General features: G+C 42.9%; 19 protein-coding genes. 16 read left to right on the forward strand and 3 right to left on the reverse strand.

Translation table 11 applies throughout. The features are described 5' to 3' along the window. The first annotated feature begins 159 nt into the window (after positions 1–159). From PGLA_RS03220 to PGLA_RS03255, 8 genes are all read left to right on the forward strand, one after another. Positions 160–2,595 (forward strand): heavy metal translocating P-type ATPase, encoded by a 2,436-nt coding sequence (locus PGLA_RS03220; protein WP_068528587.1) that lies wholly within the window; start codon positions 160–162, stop codon positions 2,593–2,595. Between the two features lie 65 nt (positions 2,596–2,660). Beyond that, entirely contained in the window at positions 2,661–2,861 is a 201-nt protein-coding gene (locus PGLA_RS03225) for a copper ion binding protein (RefSeq protein WP_068528590.1), read from the forward strand. A gap of 95 nt (positions 2,862–2,956) precedes the next feature. Further along, the gene (locus PGLA_RS03230) at positions 2,957–3,580 is read left to right on the forward strand and encodes an NAD(P)/FAD-dependent oxidoreductase (protein ID WP_068528593.1); all 624 of its coding nucleotides are present in this window, start codon (positions 2,957–2,959) and stop codon (positions 3,578–3,580) included. A 294-nt stretch (positions 3,581–3,874) separates the two neighbouring features. Further along, a complete protein-coding gene (locus tag PGLA_RS03235) occupies positions 3,875–4,768 on the forward strand; it encodes a TIGR01777 family oxidoreductase (RefSeq protein WP_068528596.1) in 894 nt (297 codons plus the stop codon). Between the two features lie 106 nt (positions 4,769–4,874). After that, a complete protein-coding gene (locus PGLA_RS03240) occupies positions 4,875–5,522 on the forward strand; it encodes a response regulator transcription factor (protein ID WP_068528599.1) in 648 nt (215 codons plus the stop codon). Next, positions 5,515–6,903: a sensor histidine kinase gene (locus tag PGLA_RS03245; RefSeq protein WP_068528601.1), complete on the forward strand. Its 1,389-nt coding sequence runs from the start codon at positions 5,515–5,517 to the stop codon at positions 6,901–6,903. The genes PGLA_RS03240 and PGLA_RS03245 overlap by 8 nt, the downstream gene beginning before the upstream one ends. A gap of 131 nt (positions 6,904–7,034) precedes the next feature. Further along, the gene (locus PGLA_RS03250; RefSeq protein ID WP_084410697.1) at positions 7,035–8,351 is read left to right on the forward strand and encodes a glycoside hydrolase family 5 protein; all 1,317 of its coding nucleotides are present in this window, start codon (positions 7,035–7,037) and stop codon (positions 8,349–8,351) included. Beyond that, complete coding sequence (locus tag PGLA_RS03255) at positions 8,303–9,202, forward strand: metallophosphoesterase (protein WP_068528604.1); 900 nt, start codon at positions 8,303–8,305, stop codon at positions 9,200–9,202. The genes PGLA_RS03250 and PGLA_RS03255 overlap by 49 nt, the downstream gene beginning before the upstream one ends. Positions 9,203–9,408: 206 nt before the next feature. Here PGLA_RS03255 and PGLA_RS03260 read toward each other — a convergent pair whose 3' ends face one another. Beyond that, positions 9,409–10,290: a LysR family transcriptional regulator gene (locus PGLA_RS03260; protein WP_068528607.1), complete on the reverse strand. Its 882-nt coding sequence runs from the start codon at positions 10,288–10,290 to the stop codon at positions 9,409–9,411. Between the two features lie 188 nt (positions 10,291–10,478). Here PGLA_RS03260 and PGLA_RS03265 point away from each other — a divergent pair, with 188 nt between their 5' ends. The 5 genes from PGLA_RS03265 to PGLA_RS03285 all read left to right on the forward strand — a co-directional run bounded on the left by PGLA_RS03265 (position 10,479) and on the right by PGLA_RS03285 (position 16,296). Next, positions 10,479–11,456, forward strand: coding sequence for an ABC transporter ATP-binding protein (locus tag PGLA_RS03265; RefSeq protein WP_068528611.1), 978 nt, complete (start codon positions 10,479–10,481; stop codon positions 11,454–11,456). A gap of 16 nt (positions 11,457–11,472) precedes the next feature. Then, positions 11,473–12,546, forward strand: coding sequence for an ABC transporter substrate-binding protein (locus PGLA_RS03270; protein WP_068528615.1), 1,074 nt, complete (start codon positions 11,473–11,475; stop codon positions 12,544–12,546). Positions 12,547–12,548: 2 nt separating this feature from the next. After that, entirely contained in the window at positions 12,549–14,225 is a 1,677-nt protein-coding gene (locus PGLA_RS03275) for an ABC transporter permease (RefSeq protein ID WP_068528618.1), read from the forward strand. Continuing rightward, positions 14,225–15,502, forward strand: a complete 1,278-nt coding sequence (locus PGLA_RS03280; RefSeq protein ID WP_068528621.1) for an MBL fold metallo-hydrolase — start codon at positions 14,225–14,227, stop codon at positions 15,500–15,502. Before PGLA_RS03275 ends, PGLA_RS03280 begins: the two co-directional genes overlap by 1 nt. A gap of 185 nt (positions 15,503–15,687) precedes the next feature. Further along, on the forward strand, positions 15,688–16,296 hold the full coding sequence (locus PGLA_RS03285; protein WP_068528624.1) for a DUF4241 domain-containing protein: 609 nt from the start codon (positions 15,688–15,690) through the stop codon (positions 16,294–16,296). Between the two features lie 362 nt (positions 16,297–16,658). On the opposite strand, the gene PGLA_RS03295 is transcribed toward PGLA_RS03285, so the two are convergent. Next, the gene (locus tag PGLA_RS03295) at positions 16,659–17,408 is read right to left on the reverse strand and encodes an SDR family NAD(P)-dependent oxidoreductase (protein ID WP_068528630.1); all 750 of its coding nucleotides are present in this window, start codon (positions 17,406–17,408) and stop codon (positions 16,659–16,661) included. 162 nt (positions 17,409–17,570) lie between these two features. On the opposite strand from PGLA_RS03295, the gene PGLA_RS03300 reads away from it, so the two are divergent. The 3 genes from PGLA_RS03300 to PGLA_RS03310 all read left to right on the forward strand — a co-directional run bounded on the left by PGLA_RS03300 (position 17,571) and on the right by PGLA_RS03310 (position 20,666). After that, a complete protein-coding gene (locus PGLA_RS03300) occupies positions 17,571–18,479 on the forward strand; it encodes a LysR family transcriptional regulator (RefSeq protein WP_068528633.1) in 909 nt (302 codons plus the stop codon). A gap of 308 nt (positions 18,480–18,787) precedes the next feature. Beyond that, on the forward strand, positions 18,788–19,666 hold the full coding sequence (locus tag PGLA_RS03305) for a GNAT family N-acetyltransferase (protein WP_084410725.1): 879 nt from the start codon (positions 18,788–18,790) through the stop codon (positions 19,664–19,666). Positions 19,667–19,850: 184 nt separating this feature from the next. Beyond that, a complete protein-coding gene (locus PGLA_RS03310; protein ID WP_068528638.1) occupies positions 19,851–20,666 on the forward strand; it encodes a GNAT family N-acetyltransferase in 816 nt (271 codons plus the stop codon). Positions 20,667–20,782: 116 nt separating this feature from the next. On the opposite strand, the gene PGLA_RS03315 is transcribed toward PGLA_RS03310, so the two are convergent. Further along, on the reverse strand, positions 20,783–21,508 hold the full coding sequence (locus PGLA_RS03315) for a hypothetical protein (RefSeq protein ID WP_161487833.1): 726 nt from the start codon (positions 21,506–21,508) through the stop codon (positions 20,783–20,785). Positions 21,509–21,546: the final 38 nt, after the last annotated feature.

Here is a 21,546-nt window from a genome sequence, read left to right on the forward strand (position 1 = left end):
AATAATATAAAAAAGTTGACTTTTTATAGGGTAGGGGGGTATACTACGTTCAAGAGGTCGAACAAAACCGACTCCATCGTATGAGCCCTGAACGCGTAGGTTAGGGGCAATCGGAAGGTAGCTTAACCGATCATATTTAATAAGGAAAACGAGGTGTGCATGATGGGAACAGCCCGGATAGCAACGGAGCAAACTTCTTTAGAAATAACAGGCATGACGTGTGCTGCTTGTGCAAATCGGATTGAAAAAGGTCTGAATAAATTGGAAGGCGTAACAGAAGCAAATGTGAACTTTGCGATGGAACGCGCAACTGTAACGTACGATCCGAACAAGATCAATGTTGCACAAATGGAACAAAATGTTCAGAAGCTCGGTTACGGAGTTGCGAAAGAAGTCGTTGATTTGGACCTTGTAGGTATGTTCTGCGCCGCATGTGCCGTCAAGATTGAAAAAGTACTAAACAAAACACCAGGTGTCACAAACGCTGTCGTTAACTTTGCGATGGAGACGGCCCGAGTGGAATATAACAAGTCGAATGTATCCATAACTGAGATTCAACAGCGAGTAGAAAAGCTGGGTTACAAGGCTGTTACCAAGCAAGAGGATGGAGATCCTTCAGAACATCGGGAGAAGGCGATCAAGGAGCAAAAGCGTAAGTTACTCATTTCCGCGATTCTCTCTCTACCGTTGTTGTGGTCTATGGTCAGTCATTTTTCCTTCTTATCTTGGATATGGTTGCCGGATTTATTCATGAATCCTTGGTTCCAGTTGGCTCTTGCGACACCTGTTCAATTCTACATCGGTAAGCAGTTTTATGTCGGGGCATATAAGTCACTGCGTAACAAAAGCGGAAATATGGATGTACTTATCTCACTTGGAACGTCGGCAGCCTATTTCTATAGCCTCTATTTAACAATCGAATGGGCTTCGAATGGCGGAAACGTTCATCATGGTCCAGCGATGTACTACGAAACAAGTGCCGTGTTGATTACATTGGTTATTCTGGGTAAGTTGTTCGAGTCACTAGCCAAAGGGCGTACGTCTGAAGCGATCAAAACGCTTATGGGTCTGCAAGCGAAGACAGCTTTAGTCATCCGTGACGGGCAGGAAATGACGATCCCAGTCGAAGAAGTACTCACGGGTGATGTTGTGGTTGTGAAACCGGGGGAGAAGATTCCGGTTGATGGAGAAGTGCTTGAAGGGACTTCAGCTGTAGACGAATCGATGCTGACTGGCGAGAGTATTCCTGTCGATAAGAAGGCAGGAGACAACGTTATTGGTGCTACGATTAATAAGAACGGTAGACTGAAAGTAAAAGCGACCAAGGTCGGCAAGGAAACGGCGCTTGCTCAGATTATTAAAGTAGTAGAAGAAGCACAAGGATCGAAAGCACCGATACAACGGGTGGCTGATGTGATTTCTGGTATCTTCGTTCCAATCGTGGTTGGGATTGCTGTCTTGGCCTTCATCGTGTGGTATTTCTGGGTTACGCCTGGTGACTTCGCGAATGCACTGGAAAAAGCGATTGCTATTCTGGTTATTGCTTGTCCATGTGCGCTTGGACTTGCAACACCTACATCGATTATGGCGGGATCGGGTCGTGCAGCTGAGCTTGGCGTACTATTTAAAGGCGGCGAACATCTGGAATCAACACATAAAATCAATGCGATCATTCTTGATAAAACGGGTACCGTTACTAACGGTAAGCCAGTGCTTACAGATATCGTAGTCGAAAATAATATCGATGAAGCCACGTTCCTCCGCTGGGTTGGTGCTGCTGAGAAGGACTCAGAACATCCACTCGCAGAAGCGATTGTATCTGGTATTGTAGCCAAAGGTATTGAGGTTCCTGCGACGGAACAATTCGAAGCCATTCCAGGGTTCGGAATTCGTGCGGTCGTTGAAGGCAAAGAAATTCTAGCCGGAACGCGTAAGTTGATGGCAAGATTCAACGTCCAAGTCGAGCATGCTTTAGAGAGTATGACGCAGATGGAGTTGGATGGGAAGACAGCGATGTTGATCGCGGTTGACGGAAAATATGCTGGATTAGTTGCGGTTGCCGATACCATCAAAGAAACGTCCAAAGAGGCGGTAACACGCTTGAAACAAATGGGCATCGAAGTCATTATGATCACAGGTGACAATGAGCGCACAGCCATGGCGATTGCCAAACAGGTTGGGATCGAGCATGTTTGTGCCGAAGTGCTTCCGGAAGGCAAGGCGGAAGAAGTGAAGAAGCTGCAAGCGCAAGGTAAGAAAGTAGCGATGGTTGGAGATGGCATCAATGATGCACCAGCACTAGCTATGGCTGATATCGGAATGGCTATCGGAACTGGAACGGATGTCGCGATGGAAGCGGCGGATGTAACCTTGATGCGTGGCGATTTGAACAGCATTCCTGATGCGATATATATGAGCCGTAAGACGATGAGTAATATCCGACAGAACTTGTTCTGGGCACTTGGATATAACACCTTAGGTATCCCGATTGCGGCTCTTGGGCTATTAGCTCCTTGGGTTGCGGGAGCAGCCATGGCACTCAGTTCCGTGTCCGTAGTGCTGAATGCACTCCGACTTCAGCGGATGAAGGTTTAGGTAATAGACCCATCAGAAGCTAATGAAATAACAATAAACTTACAATAAAAGGAGAAATGATTATTATGACAAACGTAACATTAAAAGTAGAAGGTATGTCCTGTGGACACTGTGTCAATTCCGTTGAAAGTGCTATGAAAACACTAGGTGCAAGCGGGAAAGTAGATTTGAAAGACAAGTCTGTAGCGATTTCCTACGACGAGAATAAGCTGACGCTGGAAGCCATAAAAGAAGCGATTGAAGAACAAGGATACGATGTAGTCTAAAGGAACGTATCTGGGAAACGGTTGTTGTGTCGTGCCTTGTATGACAAAGGTTCCTTAATCGGCAGACGGAAGTGTTAGATGGGAGAGTGAATAAATTGGGCTTAATAAAATTTGCCGTAACACCTGGATTTGAGGTGGGAGGTACCCTATTTAAACCTGAACAACTGGCCATTCTAGGTACTATTGTTGGTGCGGATGCCACAATTGAAATGACGACATTCAAGCAGCTTTACGTAGAGATGCAGGAAGAGCGTTTAGAAGAAGTACAGCATGCGCTCAGAAAGGTTGGACTGCAAATTCACCCAGCTGGATTTGTCACAAAAAGTTTAATCGCCTGTAACTTCTGTAGTGGTGCCGAGGAAGCTGGACTAGAAATTGCTAAAGTTTTGGACGAGGCGATTTCAGGTCATGAGGTACCAAGCCCATTAAAGATTGGATATGCAGGATGTGCGCTAGGGACAAGTGAACCTTTAATTAAGGATATTGCCGTCGTTAAAATGCGGGATACATTCGATATCTATGTGGGCGGAGAATCCAAAGGCTTAAAAGCTAAATTAGCACAGCGGCTCATGTCTGGCGTTTCAGAAGAACAGCTTGTACCGATCGTTACGCAATTAATTGCAAACTTTCAAGAGCAGGGGAAAAAGAAAGAGAAGTATAGCAGATTTATTGACCGAATGACGATTGAGAAACTCCGGGAAGTAGTTACTGTTGCATAAACGTTTTTCGCGGTAAATGAGAAGGGGACACGCTTGTGGTGTTCCTTTTTTTCTTGCAATTAGCTCTCTCGCTTATTTATCGCTACAGAAAATTTATGCTTCAGGCTATGACCTCTTGGTTATTATATGTATAATTATGAGAGAAGCGTTAGACAACAAATGACCCAGCCTAGGATAGGAGTTTCTAAGGCTGGGTTATTTCGTATATCTACAACGTTAACTGAAGCCTGATGCAACCGTTGATGCTTACGTTATCTTTTGAAAATCTTTTAAAAAGAGAAATGAGTTGATCACATGGATAAAAAGGTTGTTTTAGCCGGTGGTACGGGCTTTATCGGACAATACTTAGAGGAGAAGTTCAATCATCTTGGATATGAAGTGATGATCATCTCAAGACAAGCAGGTCATATTTCTTGGAATAATAATACGGAGATCGTGGATGCTATAAATCATTCAGAGCTACTCATTAATCTTGCAGGGAGGTCAGTAGACTGCCGCTACAATGCAAAGAACAAACAAGAGATCATGAATTCAAGAACTGAGACAACCAACATCCTTGGCAATGCCATATTAGCATGCGACAACCCACCTTCACTATGGATCAATTCGAGTACAGCGACGATATATAGACATGCTGAGGATCGGCCCATGACAGAGGAAAGTGGTGAGATTGGATCAGGCTTCTCCGTTGACGTTGCCAAAGAGTGGGAGAACGCATTTTTTTCTTTTGACTTAGCTAGCACGAGGCAGGTTGCCTTAAGGATCGCTATTGTATTAGGTGAGAATGGCGGGGTGATGAATCCTTTCAAAAACTTAGTCAGATTTGGACTAGGTGGCCCTCAAGGTCCTGGTAATCAACAATTCAGTTGGATTCATATCGAAGATGTATATCAAATTATTCTCTTTCTTAAAGACCACGAGGAATTAAGCGGTGTATTCAATTGTTCTTCCCCTAATCCAGTCACCAATCGTGAGTTAATGAGCCATTTGCGAAATGTGATGAATGTGAAAGTAGGATTGCCATCTCCTAAATGGCTCCTCGAATTGGGCTCAGTCATCATTAAGACAGAAACCGAATTGATCCTGAAGAGTAGGTGGGTTATTCCAGAAAGGTTAGAGAGAGAAGGCTATAAGTTCAGATATAGTACATTGGATACAGCACTTCAACAGATATTAAAGAAATCATGAAATCCACTACTTTTGCAGTTCAGAAGAGATAAATGTATGATCATATAGGGATAGGTCAAATTGATTACAATTTGTCTGTCCCTAATTTATTGTTAAGGAGTACAGAATGAACATACTGATTGCAGATGACGATCCGGACATGCTTAGAATCGTGGTTGCTTATTTTAAAAAAGAAGGTTTTCAAATATTCACTGCTCAAGATGGAGAAGAAGCTCTAGATATATGTATGAATCACAAGATAGATTTGGCGATCCTCGATTGGATGATGCCCAAAGTGAGTGGTATCGAAGTATGTAGACAATTAAAGAAGCAACAATTCGCTAAAGTGTTGATGTTAACCGCAAAAGGCGAACAGGAAGATGAATTGAAGGCACTAGAGATAGGGGCTGATGATTACGTACGCAAACCTTTTGAACCTCGTATCTTGATTCTAAGAGCCAAGAAGCTACTTCATATAGAGGAAGATATCACGTTCGGGGGGTTGCGAGTAAACATCCCTGGCGGAAAGATTTATAAGGACGGATTGGATCTCGAAGTTACGAATAAGGAATTCCATTTGATGAAGTGCCTGCTTGAACACAAAGGGAATATTCTAAGTAGAAAAGTGTTGTTGGACCAAGTGTGGGGATTCGATTATATCGGGGAAGAAAGAACTGTCGATACCCATATTCGCAGACTTAGGGAGAAAGTGGGAGAAGGGTTAATTAAGACGTATCGAGGCAGTGGGTATAGTCTGGAAATTCCCCATGAGTAAGCTGAGTCGTAAGCTATTTTGGCGGATTGCATGCATGATTTGTGTGGTATTTGCTGTCTCATTCTTGGTGAATACATTTTTTCTGCCAAAATATATCCTGTATCAGCAAAAGGTGAATTTAGCGCATTTGACGAATTTCATGAGCAATGAAACGGTTGAATCTCTCATCCAAACCGAGGGGGAGCTGGAACAGCAATACAACGTAACGATCGTAAGCACAGAATTTGTGAAGAATCCGAATATTTTGAATGATGTTATTCGAACAGAGCTGAGTAGGAAAGGTATTACGCTGGCGAAATTCTGGGTTATGGAAGAGAGTATTCAGGATCTTGAACATGGGAAGACGGTCTACAATTTATACAGTCAGAAGAAGCTTAATACCAGCTTTCTAGTCACGATCTTTCGAAAAGACGATACGATCTTCGTCGTCGGGGATTCCATCGCACATACAGATCAATCGATTCGTGCTGTGAATAAGTTCAATTTGTATATTGCGATAGGGGCGATGTTCTTAACGCTTGGATTAGCGTGGGTGATCGCCAGACAAATCATTCGTCCTATCAAAGAGTTGGCAAATAACGCTGAAGATATCTCCAATCTGAAATTCCGTACAACCAACATCAAGACAGGTGATGAGATCGAACTGTTGGCGGCAAGCATTAATCGGATGAGCCATAAACTGGAGGAAGCGCATTTAGCTTTGGAAGAGAAGAATCAAAACTTACGGAGCTTCATTTCCGATATTTCGCATGAGTTAAAAACGCCAATTGCTCTAATAAAGGCGTATTCCTCAGGCATTAGAGATGAAATGGACGACGGAACATTCCTAAGTGTTATTGATAAAAAAACCGATGAAATGTCCCAGTTAGTGGACAAGTTACTTCACTTAGCCAAGCTTCAGAATGAGATTTATGAGATGGAACATTTTGATTTCAAAATGTTACTCGGTGATGTGCTAGATAATTTGGAAGTGGCGATACAGAAAGAGCAGAAGATAATTGAGGTAGATGATAGCCAACTGCATCATCCTATTGTTCGAGGAGATCAACAGAAGATCAGGATCGTTCTGGATAATTTCATAACCAATGCGCTGAAATATGCCAGTGGGCCACAGATAGATATATCACTTGTGAATGAAGGAGAACGGTTGGTATTCACCATTAGAAATGGCATTCGAACGTTGGATGAGCAGGATGTGAATCATATATGGCAGCCTTTCTTCGTACTAGATCACTCAAGGAATAAGCAGCTTAGTGGTTCGGGGTTGGGGCTATCTATCGTGCAAGTCATCTTGGACAAACATGAGGCGCCTCACGGAATCCATGCAGAGAATCAAGAGATTGAATTTTATTTTTCCTTGGCGGTGGGGTCAGATGAATGAAGAGACATGGTGGCGATTTCGCTGCGAAGAGACGGGTACACGTCCTTAAGGGACGGTGTAGCCGTTTCTTTTTTGTTTGTCATATTGGCGTAACATAGATAGAATATGCTTATTTTCGAGGTGATTCAATAATGAACCAGTTAAGAAAAAAAGATAGATGGTCAATCATAAGAAATAGTGTACTTATATCGACCATTCTAGCGCTTGTTGCAGGATGCAGTAGTACTAACGCGTCTGTACCTTTGGAAGAGAAAGGACAGAACAGTAGCCAAATAGAGAAAGTAGATATCAATGCATGGAAGATGGATTATTGGAATGAACAGCGAAGAGGGTCCAATTTCATGAACTCCACATCGTTAACGGACAATTACCAAGCAGCTAAGGAACAGAGAATCGAGTTCATTCGGCTCGCGCCTGACAAATGGGGCAAAGATCGTGATCACTTGTTTAACGATAAACCGGATACCAAACCTAATGAAGATTTTCTGATTGGTAGCTCGGATCGATATGAGGGCATTGTGGAAGAAGATTTTGCGAGACTCTTAGCAGATCTGGATGCGGCGGAAGCCAAAGGAATGAAAGTCATGCTGACGGTACTAAGTCTACCGGGAGATCGATGGAGGCAGTTTAACGGAGCAAAGAATGATGATCGTATTTGGCAAGAGCGTGACTATCACAGTCAATCAGCCCTTTTCTGGAAGGATCTTGCCACCCGACTGAAGAATCATCCTGCCATTATTGGCTATAACCTTATTAATGAGCCACATCCAGAGACGGCAACGGGCTTTAATGATTTCTGGACTCAGGATTATACAGCGTGGTACAACAAAGTAGAGAATACGGCAGCAGACTTAAACGTCCTCTATGATGCAATAATCAAAGGGATTAGGATGGTCGATACGACTACACCAATTATTCTAGATTCAGGTCTTTATGCAACGCCTTGGGCATTTAATTATTTGAAACCGATTGATGACCCTAACGTTCTATATGCTTTTCATATGTATGAGCCTTATGAATTGACTAGCCAGAATAAGAACAAAGGATTTACCTATTCTTATCCAGGAACAGTCAAAGTCGGAAATGACGAGAAGGAAATGAAGTTTAATCGTCAAGCTCTTAAACAATTCGTGGAACCAGTGGCTAAGTGGGCAACGGAGCATCATGTTCCGGCCAATCGGATTATTGCATCAGAATTTGGAACGAACCGAATGGTCAAGGGAGCAGATCAATACATGACTGATCTTATTTCTATTTTCAATGAACAGGGTTGGCACTGGTCATACTACGCATTCCGTGAAGATACTTGGGATGGGATGGATTATGAGTTTGGGAGCGAGAAGCTAGGTTATGAATACTGGGACGCGAGAGATAAAGGGGAGACCTTCATTCCTGAAACATCGGACAATCCCATTTGGAATGCGATCAAGAAAGGTCTTGGGAATTGATTGTCAGAAAGATATTGATTGGGTTGTGCACGAACATACTCATGATCTTAGGAATCGGATTCTATGCAACAGAAATTGAGCCTAAGGCGCTGTCCGTGACTCGAATCGATATTGAGAATAAGTACGTACAGAAGTCATTTGATGGTATGACGATCGTTCAATTCTCGGATACGCACTTAGGTCCCGATTATACGGTTGACCAGCTTCAATCGTTAGTTGATCGCATGAATCTAATGAAACCGGATATTGTGGTATTCACAGGCGATCTAATGGATCATTACGCGCAATATGGTTCTAAGAATAGAAAGTTAGCCCAAAAGGTATTAGCAAAGATCGAAGCTCCCTTCGGTAAATATGCTGTATATGGTAATCACGATAGAGGGGGAGGAGGAAGTCGGCTGTACAAGGAATACATGGAGGAAGCCGGGTTCATGGTACTCGTGAATGAGGTTCACTCGATTATATCTGCTACCGGTGAAAGAATGAACATAGCAGGGCTTGACGACTTCTTGTTAGGCAAACCGATGATTGAACGTACGCTTCAATCGCTCCGGGCCCAGGATTTCAATCTGCTCCTCGTTCATCAACCAGATGTAGCGGATCGATTCACAGATTATCCGGTTGATCTACAACTCTCTGGACATAGTCATGGCGGGCAAGTTCGTATTCCTTTTCTACAACCACTGATTACAACTTCGTTAGGCAATAAATATATTGAGGGGTTGTACTCACTTGAAGGAAAGATCAGACCTCTGACGCTTTATGTAAACCGAGGAATCGGGACGACCCGATTACCTGTACGTTTATTCGAGAAACCCGAATTGACTGTTATTCGATTGGTAAGCCAATAGCAATAGTGGAATCAGGAGTCCCACGTTATGCGAAGCATTGCATAATGTGGGATTTTTGATAGGGGGTATCGTCTTTAGTTCAATCTATATTGATACTCTATTCCTTATATTTCCGCTGAAACGGGTGCCTTAAAGTGATACGAAGTATCGCTAGCATCGGAAGCATAAGCTTCTTGGAAAAGGACGGCATAGCCGTTTCTACTTGATTAGAACAAATAGCTGCTGAATTGATTAATCAATGCGGAGCGATGGCGTTCTTTATTCGTCACGGCATAAACATAACGTTCTATCAGGTTTCCGGGGATGGGGCACATTTGGAGCAGTCCGCGCTGGGCCTCACTCTCGACGGCCATACGGGATACAAAGGATACATGCGTTCCAAGTATAACCGCTTGTTTAATAGCTTCAAGCGAATCCAGCTCCAAATAGGAAGGTAGACGCTGTTCGTGGTTTTCTAGCCATTTCTCCGTCATCCTTCGGGTGCTGGATTCTTTGCCATGAAGAACAAAGGATGAAGAGGTAATCAGTTCAGGTGTTACATTTTCTAGGAAGGCTAAGGGATGAGTTGGTGCATAAATGAGCACCAATTCATCTTCGCATATTGCTTCAGCAAGCAATGCAGGAGCCGCGAATGGTTCGGTTGAGATAATGCCGATATCGATTTCATGACATTCTAGCATATCTTTTACGACGGGAGCCGTTTTGACAAATAGGGAAAGCTGGATTCCCGGATACTCCTTACCAAACCGATGTAACACAGCGGGAAGTACATAAGTAGCAGGAACGTAACTAGCTCCGATACGGATGCTACCCCTACGGAGCGTGTCGAACTCCAAGACGACACGCTCCGCTTCGGCAGCGAGCGCATTGATTTTGACGGCATAATGGAGCAGGGCATGGCCTGCGTCTGTCAGAATGATTCTGCCCATTCGCGCTTCGAACAGCTTGACTCCGTAGTCCCGTTCCATGTTCTTCATATGAAAGGTGACGGTCGGTTGTTTTAATTCAAGGATGTCTGCGACAGTTGTAATTTTCTTGTGCTTTTCGAGCAACTCCACAATGCGTAGTTTTAATAGATTCAGGTTCATCATCATCGTCTCTCACTTTCGTTGTTTCTTATCTATAGATTTTATCTATGAATGTTAACAGTATTCATTGAAAATATTAATTTTGCCTTTACATTCATTTAACACGGGTATTGTACTTCACAGGTAGACTGGTAAATGTAAGTAGTGATTCATTACACAATGCCAAAGCATACAAGGATGGTAATCATATGGATTTGAACATACGAGGGCTCGGTAAAGCCTTTGGTGGAACTGTTGCCTTGCATCCGACGGATTTGACCGTACGTCAGGGAAGCTTTACGACACTACTAGGTCCTTCGGGCTGCGGAAAAACAACAATTCTTCGCATGATTGCAGGGCTAGAAACGCCGGATATGGGTACGATCTCGATGGGGGAAGAGGTGATCTTTTCGGGGCCAAGTAAGAGGGTGGTACCGACACACCAGCGTGGCTTCGGCATGGTATTTCAAGATTTTGCATTGTGGCCGCATATGACGGTATTTGAAAATGTTGCTTTTGGCCTTCGAGCGGGTAAGCGTACTTCCAAAATACGTGAAACCGTGATGGAAGCGTTGGACAAGGTTAAGTTGACAGGGATGCATGATAGATACCCTCACCAACTGTCTGGTGGACAACAGCAGCGTGTAGCTTTTGCACGTGCCGTAGCTATCACTCCACGTCTTGTGTTGTTCGATGAACCGCTAAGCGCATTGGATGCAGTACTACGTGAGGACATGCGCGTGGAGATGATGTCATTAGTTCGTGATCTGGGGCTTACAGCTCTGTATGTCACACACGATCAGATTGAGGCGATGTCCATGTCTGATGAAGTAGTGGTTATGAATAGTGGTCGAATCTTGCAATCAGGAACACCAGAAGAGGTTTATGGTGAACCTTCAGATGCCTTTGTTGCTCGCTTTATCGGCAAATCCAACTGGCTTGTGCCAGACCACACGATGTTCCGTCCAGAGCACCTGTTATGGGATCGGACAGGAGAAGATTGTCACTCTTTTATGGTAGAGATCACACATGTCAGCTACGTAGGAGAGCGATATGAACTCAGAGTCAAAGCAGAGGGGCATGGGGAGCAATGGACTGCTTACCACCATACTCGACTGGCTGTAGGTACGAAGAGAGAGGTCTATTTACCGCATCATCGCCTTCATCACTTGGTTGAATCTAAATAAAGGGAGAGATTAAATTATGAATAATTTCACAACGATTAAGACTGGATGGAATAAGGGAACGTCACTTACATTGGTTCTGGCACTAGGTTTAACGTTGGCGGGCTGCGGTACTAATTCTAATTCAACTGCCAAGGAGGCTTCGCCTTCAGCGAATAACAGTGTGACAAACACCCAAGCTGCCGATCAAAAGCTCGTTGTATATAGTGCGGGACCGGAAGGGCTGGCTAACAAGATCATTGAAGGGTATGAAGCCCAAACAGGTGTGAAGGTCGAGATGTTCCAAGGAACAACAGGTAAAATTCTAGCTCGTATGGAAGCAGAGAAATCCAACCCAGTTGTTGACGTTGTGATACTAGCATCACTACCTTCTGCACAAGGGTTGAAGAACGATGGGCTGACACTACCTTACCCGGAAGCCAAAAATGCAGACAAGCTTAACCCTGATTGGTCCGATAAAGAAGGGAACTATTTCAGCAGTAGTGCTTCTGCTCTAGGTATTGCTTATAACACGAAGCTTGTTACAACACCGCCGACTTCTTGGGAAGACTTAACTAAACCGGAATACAAGGGACAAATCAACATTCCTGATCCTTCGTTATCGGGTTCGGCGCTTGATTTCATAACAGGTTATCTCAGTGACAAGGGAGAGAGTGGCTGGTCCTTGTTCGAGCAATTTAATAATAACGATGTAGCTGTTGCAGGAGCCAATCAGGAAGCACTGGATCCAGTTATCACAGGCGCTAAAAGCATGGTAGCAGGTGCGGTTGACTACATGACTTATAAAGCGAAAGCAAAGGGAGAGCCGGTTGATATCGTGTATCCGAAGGAAGGTACAGTGATTAGTCCACGTCCCGCGGCGATTATGAAATCAACCCAGCATGAAGAGAACGCCAAGTCATTCATTGACTATCTACTATCAGATGAAGCGCAGAAGCTGGTTTCCAATGCGGCACTCCTTCCAGGTCGTACAGATATCAAGGCTGAGAATCGTGCTAATCTGGATGAGATTCCGCTACTCAAAGCTGATTGGGTATGGATGAATGAAAATGGAGCAGATGTGACAGATAAGTTCACGAAACTATTTAAATAATCATGAGAAACTCTTCATCTTTGCGACACATTCGAGCATGGTCGATTGCCCTAGCTTTACTTGTACTGACGATAATGATTGTTGTCCCTTTGGTTGAAATATTTATTCAAAGCGTATATCGGGATGGTGAGCTGCAATTGGCAGCTCCATTCCGTACTTTGGCCGACGCTGAGATTCTCAAAGTTCTACTTGGTTCAATCTGGCTAGGGATTTGCGTTATAGCAGGTACAACCGTGCTCGCACTACCACTCGCTTGGATCATGGTGAATACCCGGCTAGCTCGGTGGCGCTGGCTGGATATCGTTTTTTTGATCCCCTTCATGACACCACCTTATATTGGGTCTATGGGCTGGATTCTGTTTATGCAAAAAAACGGGTATCTGGAGCAACTTGTACCTGGGCTTGCATCGGTGACACCCTCCTTCTTCACCTTTGGAGGCATGGTCACGATTATGAGTCTACATTTGTTCCCATTTCTGTACTTGCTACTGCGCGGAGCGCTTGAGCGGATAGGCGGTAGCCTTGAAGAAGCGGGAGCTGTGCTTGGCGCGCCTTTCACATATCGGTTTCGGCGTATCATTGCACCATTATTGCTCTCTGCATACGGAATGGGAGCTATGCTTATTTTCGTTAAAACGATCGCCGAGTTCGGAACGCCCGTCACGTTCGGAAAACGTATTGGGTATGAAGTAATGACCTCGGAGATTCACAAATATATATCGAGCTGGCCGATTGATTTTGGTAAGGCGACTTCGCTAGCCTCCGTGCTGCTTACGGCATGTTTGCTGATTTGGTATGCGCAGTCGGTTCTAAGCCGACGCTTCACTTATAGTCTAGTAGGTGGTAAGGGTATTCGTCGTTCTTCCTTGCATTCGCAAGGCCGAGGGACATGGATTTATGTTATTTTTGTCGCGGTAGTGTTACTTCTGTCCATTGGCGTACCCTATTTCTCAATCATTGCAGCTTCAACCATGAAGCTGAGGGGAGTAGGACTTGCTTGGAACAACCTTACGCTGGAGTATTACAAGGAATTGCTGACCTGGGGTTCTACTAGCATGAGATCGTTGATGAATAGTGTGCTACTGTCACTAGCGGCTTCAACAATTGCCGTGATACTTGGCACTTGGTTTGCTATTGTCATTGGGCGATCACGTACCCGTATGGAGAGAACGACTGATTTATTCAGTCTATTACCGAATACCGTGCCGGGAATTGTTATGGTCGTTGGGTTGATCCTGCTGTGGAATTCCCCTTGGATGCCGATTCCGTTGTACAACACATATGGTATGGTCATTTTGACGTATGTCATTTTGTTTGTTCCATATACCGTACAATATGTAAAAAGCGACTTTGGCCAGATTGACCCCTCGTTGTTTCAAGCGGGACAAGTATTTGGCGGGAAACCACACTATGTTTTTCGCCGTGTATTGCTGCCTTTAATAGTACCCGGTATGATGGCTGGCTGGATGATGACGTTCACCATCGCCTCACGGGAACTAGTGGGTTCGCTATTAATTTTGCCACCGTCCGTTCAAACCTCGGCAACGTATATATTTGCTCAATTTGAACAAGGACAAGTATCTTTGGGCATGGCGATGGCCGTCGTGTCTGTAGGGCTCACCACCGTGATGCTTGTAATTATTGAGAGCCTGGGCTCCAAAAGAAAGTGGAATGCTTGATGATAAAACTAAAAATTTGGGGTGGAGCGGGCGAACATGGCCGCTCCTGTTATTTCTTATCCGGAGAACAGAACCGGATTATGTTGGACTGTGGTGTCAAAAAAGAGGGAGTAGGTATCTACCCGCTTCTTGTTGCCGAGGAAGTATCACAGTTAACCGCTGTTTTTTTGTCGCATGCACATGAGGATCATTCCATAGGACTTCCACTATTATATAAGCACGGATATAAGGGAGATATCTGGACAACACGGGCAACTGCGGAACAACTCGGAAGCTATTTCGATAGTTGGCGTAGATATGTGAACAGACGCGGGGGAGAACTTCCGTACAAAGAGAAACATGTAGAAGCGATGACGTACCGTTATCTTGAGGATTATGCCTCACCTGATGAATGGTTCGAACTGAGTAAGGACTTGAGAATAAAATGGGGAAGAAGCGGGCATCTGGCTGGTTCTGTATGGTTTTTGCTGGAGATGGAGGAACGTAAGTTATTCTTCTCCGGGGACTACAGTCGTGAATCTCAATTGCTGGACGCAGATTCACCTAGAAGTTCAAAAGTCGATCTGTCTATAGTGGATAATGCATATGGTATGGAGGCCGACCCGCAGCAAGTAAAGCTGGAGCAGCTTACACAGGCAGCAAAGCGTGTTCTTGGTGCAGGGGGTCATTTGCTACTGCCGGTTCCGACACTTGGCCGCGGTCAGGAATTACTCGTTTGGGCGTCAGAAGTATTTTCACAATATGAAATTATAGTAGAACAAGAGATTTGGCTTGGACTTGAGCGAATGAGAAATTGGTCAGAATGGCTCCGTGCAGGCGCTCTACAGCGGATTGAAGAGTTATTGAATAGCAACAAAGTGGTTACTCCGATTGATGATCAGGAACGTAGTTTTTTGTTGGAAAGTGACGTGCCCAGCATAATATTTACCGGGGACGGAATGATGGAATCCCCACGAGCGCGTTGGTATTATGATCAATTATCACAGTCGGCCAAACATGCAGTTATTTTGACAGGTCATACGGCACGTGGTTCATTTGCTAGGAAAATATTAGATAAAGGAACGATGCCATCGGGATGCAGTGTGCAGCACATATGCTATAAAGTTCATCAAGGACTACCCGATGTGAGCATGATGTTGAATGAAGTGCCAAGCACCCAAGCGGTTTTGGTACATGCACCCAAAGAAGAAACTGATCTTGTTGTCGCGAGATTGCTGGATGAAGGTCATAAGGGTTTGCATTCATTACAACCAGGTACAGAATTGAATTTTCGATAGAAACACGCTAAACCCGCATATAAATGCGGGTTTTTGGACATATACGAAACCGTCAGGATTTTCTTAGTATTTGAGAGAATAAAACAAGGAATCGACTTATTACTACCGAATTATGTATGTACTACTTGTAAGATAATAGAGAGAATTCTCTTATGGAAATAACCAAAATAGAAAGGATGACGATAATGTCAAATCTATTGCTTGAATTAGCCAAACCAGAAAGCGGAATTCTCCGCCCTGAAACGCTGGAACAGATAACCATTGTTTCTGGAAAAATGGTTGCGTGCGATCCGCTCATTTCCCACAACCACCCATTCGAGCGGACGATCCAGTCCGGTAAGTATCCGGTCGTTGCTTGGTGGCACAAGGAAGAAGAACGCATTGCTGCAGCCGAATTGAAATTGTCTGACACACGACCCATTCGTTGGGAAATGGCTGTAAGACCGGGACAGAACGTGAACGAACTGAAGGATGGGAGCATATTCGGTTATCCAGTGGATACCGGTCTAGGTTGTTTCGGGGATGTGGAAGCGATCGATAAGCTGGATGAGATGGAAGCCAGATTGCAACGTGATCTCGGAGATGATTTTATCAGCTTATACGATAATCTTATAGAAGATGTGCTGAGCGAACGTGATGACAATTGGGGAAGTGTGATCGTGTGTGAAGATACTGGGCTCAATGTGGTCATGTTCAGTTCTGGTTATGGCGACGGCTTCTATGCTTCTTATTGGGGATTCGATGCTGACGACAACGTAGTTTGTCTTGTTACTGATTTTAATGTACTTAGTTGATCGTAATACTATTATTGGTAAGATCGCATTCTTTTTAAGGAGTGAACGAGTTGAAGAATACCTTTTTCCATGATGATCGCAAAAATAAGCTTCAAGATGGTTTGATTTATGTTAACTACATGTTTTATCTCACTTTGTTATTTATTAAGCCACATAATTTAACTTACAGAGTCAGACTAAATATAATTAAAGAACGCATTAATGAACTGAAATCACTTAAATCAATCAATCAAATCGCAAATTAACCTTTAAAGGAAACATACGAACAGAACAGAGATTATATGAAGCGAATGTAAATAATTCAAATACTAAAAAGGGATGTCCTANNTAGGACATCCCTTTTTAGTATCTTACGTTCAGTTTTATTTAAACGAAGCAAATCCTTCATCCGCCATTACAACGCTACCGTTAATTGCGCTAGCTTCTGGTAAGGAGAGTAAATACACCGTATCTGCAACTTGTTCGGGCTGAGTTAGTTTGTTACCCATAACTTTTCTCTTCATATCATCAATCATGCCTTTATCTTTATACCCTTGAATGATTGGTGTATCAACAGCTCCAGGAGCGACAGCAACTACACGGATACCATGAACAGATAGCTCAAGTGCTGCGGATTTGGTCATCATAATGACCGCACCTTTGGAAGCATGATAGGCGAATGTACCTGGGGATGCCAAGAATCCAAATACCGAAGCGGTATTAATGATAACACCTTTGATGCCAAGCTCACGCATTTTTTTACCTGCAGCAATAATACCATGAGCTACACCGTGCTGATTGACATTAATGACACGATGATAATCCTTCATGTCTAGGTCTAGAACAGGAGTGACACGTCCGATTCCAGCATTGTTGAACATCACGTCGATTCTACCATAGGTATCTACGGTTTTCTGAATTAACGATTCAACATCTTCATATTTAGAAACATCGGTTTTGACGAAAATAGCTTCGCCACCGTCTGCAATAATTTGTGCGACCGTTTCGTCACCTAATTGTTCATTGAAATCGGCAACGACAACTCGGTCACCTTTACTTGCAAATTTAATGGCGGTTTCTTTACCGATTCCACTTGCTCCACCTGTTATTACGGCAACTCTTTTTTCTATCATATGAGTTTCCTCCTCGTGAAATATAGTTATACTACTATTGAAAGCTGGTATAGTAAGAAAGGTTATTTACTAACTTATTTACATTGTAGCATTGTCTATTATTAAGCGAAATTTAACTATATTTAATACTTGTTAAGTAATAATGAATATGGAGCGTGTCCAATGAATCTGGAGCAGTGCGAGAATATTGTTGAAGTTGCAAAGATAGGCTCACTTACCAAAGCTGCACAGAACCGTCATATCACTCTTTCGGCTATTAGTCAGTCGATCACCCTGCTAGAAGCAGAGCTTGGAGTCACATTATTTACCCGTTCGCGAGGACTTAGAGCTGTTCCAACGGCCGAAGGACAAGCCATTATAGTTAAGGCGAATGAGGTTCTAATGAAAGTGAATGAATTGAAAACAGAGGCACAAATTTTCAGTAATACGTTGAGTGGGCATTTGAGAATTGCAACGATTCCGGGACCTATGCATCTATTGGTGAAGGTAATATCGGGCTTTAAGGAAGACTTTCCTAATGTAAAAATAGAGATTTTTGAAAAGGGACCCAAAGAGATTCTAGATAATGTGCTTCATAAGGAAATGGATATAGGCCTTATGGTGTGGCCCGAGGGTATGCCCGAGAAACATCAGGGATTCATGTTTGAGGGTTTAATGGAGGGGGAAATTGTCGTTGGGGTTCATCCGAATTCACCGCTAGCGTTATACACGGTAATTACGCACGAGCAATTAGTAGGACAAACGTTAGTATTGTACGATGATCATTATATCCTGGATTATGTTAAGCGATATTTATCCAACGATGGACCGGTCAATATCCTATTTGTAAGTAATAATACTCGGGCGATCGAGAATGCAGTTGCAGAAGGTCTAGCTATCACAATTGGTCTGGATTACTCATTTTCAAAAACTTCCGAGGTAATGCATTCAGTCATGAAAACAATTGAACTACGATATCCCGATTCCCATACGAAACACTTTGGCTCTGTGGTACCCGCAGGTAAACATGCTTCGCAGATCGCACGAAGGTTTATTAATAGACTTAAATATGAATTTGAACAAATAAAGTGAATCTACTCAGGTTGATTTTTTTAATAGATAGATTGAACTAAAGTCTGCGCTCATAAGTTCAATCATTTCTAAAGAGAATCAGGAATATGGGGGTTCGTCTTTAGTTCAATCTATATAGATGAAGGATAAAGATTGATTATAATTTTATTTTAACTAGGAAATTGATTTTACACGTGATACCTTATTGATATTATTAGTAAAAATTTGCCATGAAATAAATGGATAAATGTATCGAAAGGGGTACTATATTGGTGGAATCAGTCGAGCTGTTAGATGAGATTGAAATACGTAATTTTCAAGAAGGTGACATGCCATTACTAGGCGAATTGTACAACTCGGTTAATTCAAGGGAGAATGCTACTTTTTGGTGGGTGGGCGACTCCGATAACTGGGTTAATGTGTTTTGTGCTTTTGAACAAGGGAAAATGATTGCTAAGGGGCAAGTGAGTATCATTGATATAGTTCCGTCTGGTCGTTCTGCTGAAAGCAAACATTTGATCTATCTTAATTTAAAGACCATCGCAGAAAGAGAAACTGATCTCAATCTATTAGAACAACTCTACCCATATCTATATTCACGTGCTATGGAGTTAAAAGAGTCCTTGTCCCATGAACATGGTACATTACTTTGTGTGGGTAACGATCCGTCAGAGAATGCCAATAGTCAATTCTTCATTCAGCAGAAGGGTTTCCGTCATAGGGAAAGTTTATTTACAATGGAACGCGACCTTACACAGTCTATTCCAGAGTTGCAAATAAGCGATGACCTTCAATGTACACCTTGGGCAATGGAGTCTTCTCAAGAAGAAATTGAGTATTTACAGTTAGAAGCACAGATTTGGCCTGATACAGCGCTAGGAATGGAAAGACTATCTCAATACAAACAGAATCCACTGTGGACAGCGATGGTTGTCCGCGAAGCGGATACGATTGTGGGTAGCTTAATGGCATGGCGGGAAGAAGGTAAAGGAGTTATAGAAGATGTCTTCGTACGTGAACCATGGAGAAATCGTGGCATTGCAAAATATATGTTGATACAAGCGCTGAACTATTTAAAAGGGAATGGGCTAGAGTCTGCTGAATTGATGGTATTAACTACGAATAACTCCGCGTTGTCACTATACGGATCAGTTGGCTTTAATATGATTAAAGAGGAAGTAAGATATTGTGTAGAGCTTAGTAAATAGATTGTACACTAAAGCGGGTTCTTCTTTAGTTCAATCTATGTAGATAACACTATTGAATGCTAAAAAACGAATCAGATAACTAATAGATTATGGACATTGTTTAACAAGAATTTTTCGTTAATGATCTAAGGTTGTTCGCTAGCCTCGGAGAACATGTCTGTGTAGTCCATTCGGAGGTGTAGCTATGATAACAGAATTAAATAAACAAGACTTCTATACAATAAAACATCTCACTGACCCGTGTAACAATATTGAGGTGAGAGCTGTGGTGAATGGAAATAATCCTGGTTGGGTCTATATAGATCATCCAACAGAGCCTACAGCTGCCTTAGTATGGATTCAAGGTCAGGAAGGTTTCCACATTATTGGGGACGCACAAAGTGGACATTTTCGGACAGGGTTGGAAGCATATATGACACAACATATTGAACCCAGACTACAGAAGCTTGGTGTGAACTGGGTCGAGATCAGTGGTGAAACGGATTCATGGGCTGAAACGATCCAGGAGATTTTCAATTCCCGCGACATTTCTAGTGATATTCAGCATGTGTTTACCCTTAAACGGAATATAGACACTAGTGAGTTCATAGAAGATAAGATCATGATTCGAAGACTAGATGAGAACATATTGAATTCTATGAGATTGGAAAACCATACATTTTTAGAAGAGAAAATTAATCGCTATTGGGATTCCACAGATGCTTTCTTACAACTAGGGTTTGGCTATATGGTGGAGCATAACAATAACGTGGTGAGTTTATGTTTCTCTGCATTTGTGGACAATGAGACACATGCTATCGATATAGAAACGTTAGAAGGATATAAAAGAAATAAATATGGCACAGCAGTAGCTAGAGCAGTTATGGAAGAATGCAAACAAAGAGGGATATCCCCTTATTGGGATTGTTCTCCGGACAATACGGGATCTATTACTGTGGCTAAAAGTCTTGGAATGACACCTTATTTTGACTATAGAATATTCTGGTATGAATTTAAGTGATTAGTGTCAAATATAACATGATGTAATCGGTAGAGATCCTTATTGCTTAACTGCGAATAAGGATCTCTATTTCTCTTATTCGCGTTTACCATTGCTATGGGAACTAAATTTCATCACTACTTCGGTAACTTGGACTCTGCTATCACAATAGTCTGTGCAATTTGCTTCTCCCAGTCGTATACCTTTTGTAAAGAGGTATGAATGAGTACCATTTGCTCATACATAAGCGTGATATTGTCTGCGGCGGTTACTGCGTTGCCCTCTTTTACACTAGCTTTATAACTCTTCTCCGCTGCGGAATAGATTTGTCTAATAGCAGCAATCGTCTTATTCTCAGCTGTAATTTGTTTTTTGAAATTCTGCACAGGTGCGAGTGCATCCTTAACCACCTTCACCTTGGTTGCACGCTGTTTTTTGGCGGTAGAGAGCGCCGCTTTCTTAACTTTAATATCGGTACGGGCTGCTTCCACAGAAGCGCGTAACTTATTACGCTTTAGATCCAATAGATCTGATAGCTTCTTATTCTTGTTCTGCTTAGCGGCAGAAGCCTGTTTACTAAGTGTTGTGTACTGTTCTAATAAAGGAGTATGTTTCCGTAATGTCTGGTCCAATTCTATTTGCAGTTTTTTTATCCATTCCACGTCTATGGCGGTGATCTTTACGTTCACCAGCTTCAATGCATCAGTATTCTTTGTACGCTGTTCTTGAATATGTTGTGTTTCTGACAGCGTGGTTACTTTCAATGCTGTAACATCATCGTAAACAATATCGATTTGTGCCAATGCAGTATCCCAACGATCCGATGCATGTACCTGCGGTACATTCACTTGTAACAAAGTCAAGATAGTCGATACACAGAGAATCACAATCAACCTACTCC

The organism is Paenibacillus glacialis (genome assembly GCF_001637205.1).
GTDB lineage: Bacteria > Bacillota > Bacilli > Paenibacillales > Paenibacillaceae > Paenibacillus_AQ > Paenibacillus_AQ glacialis.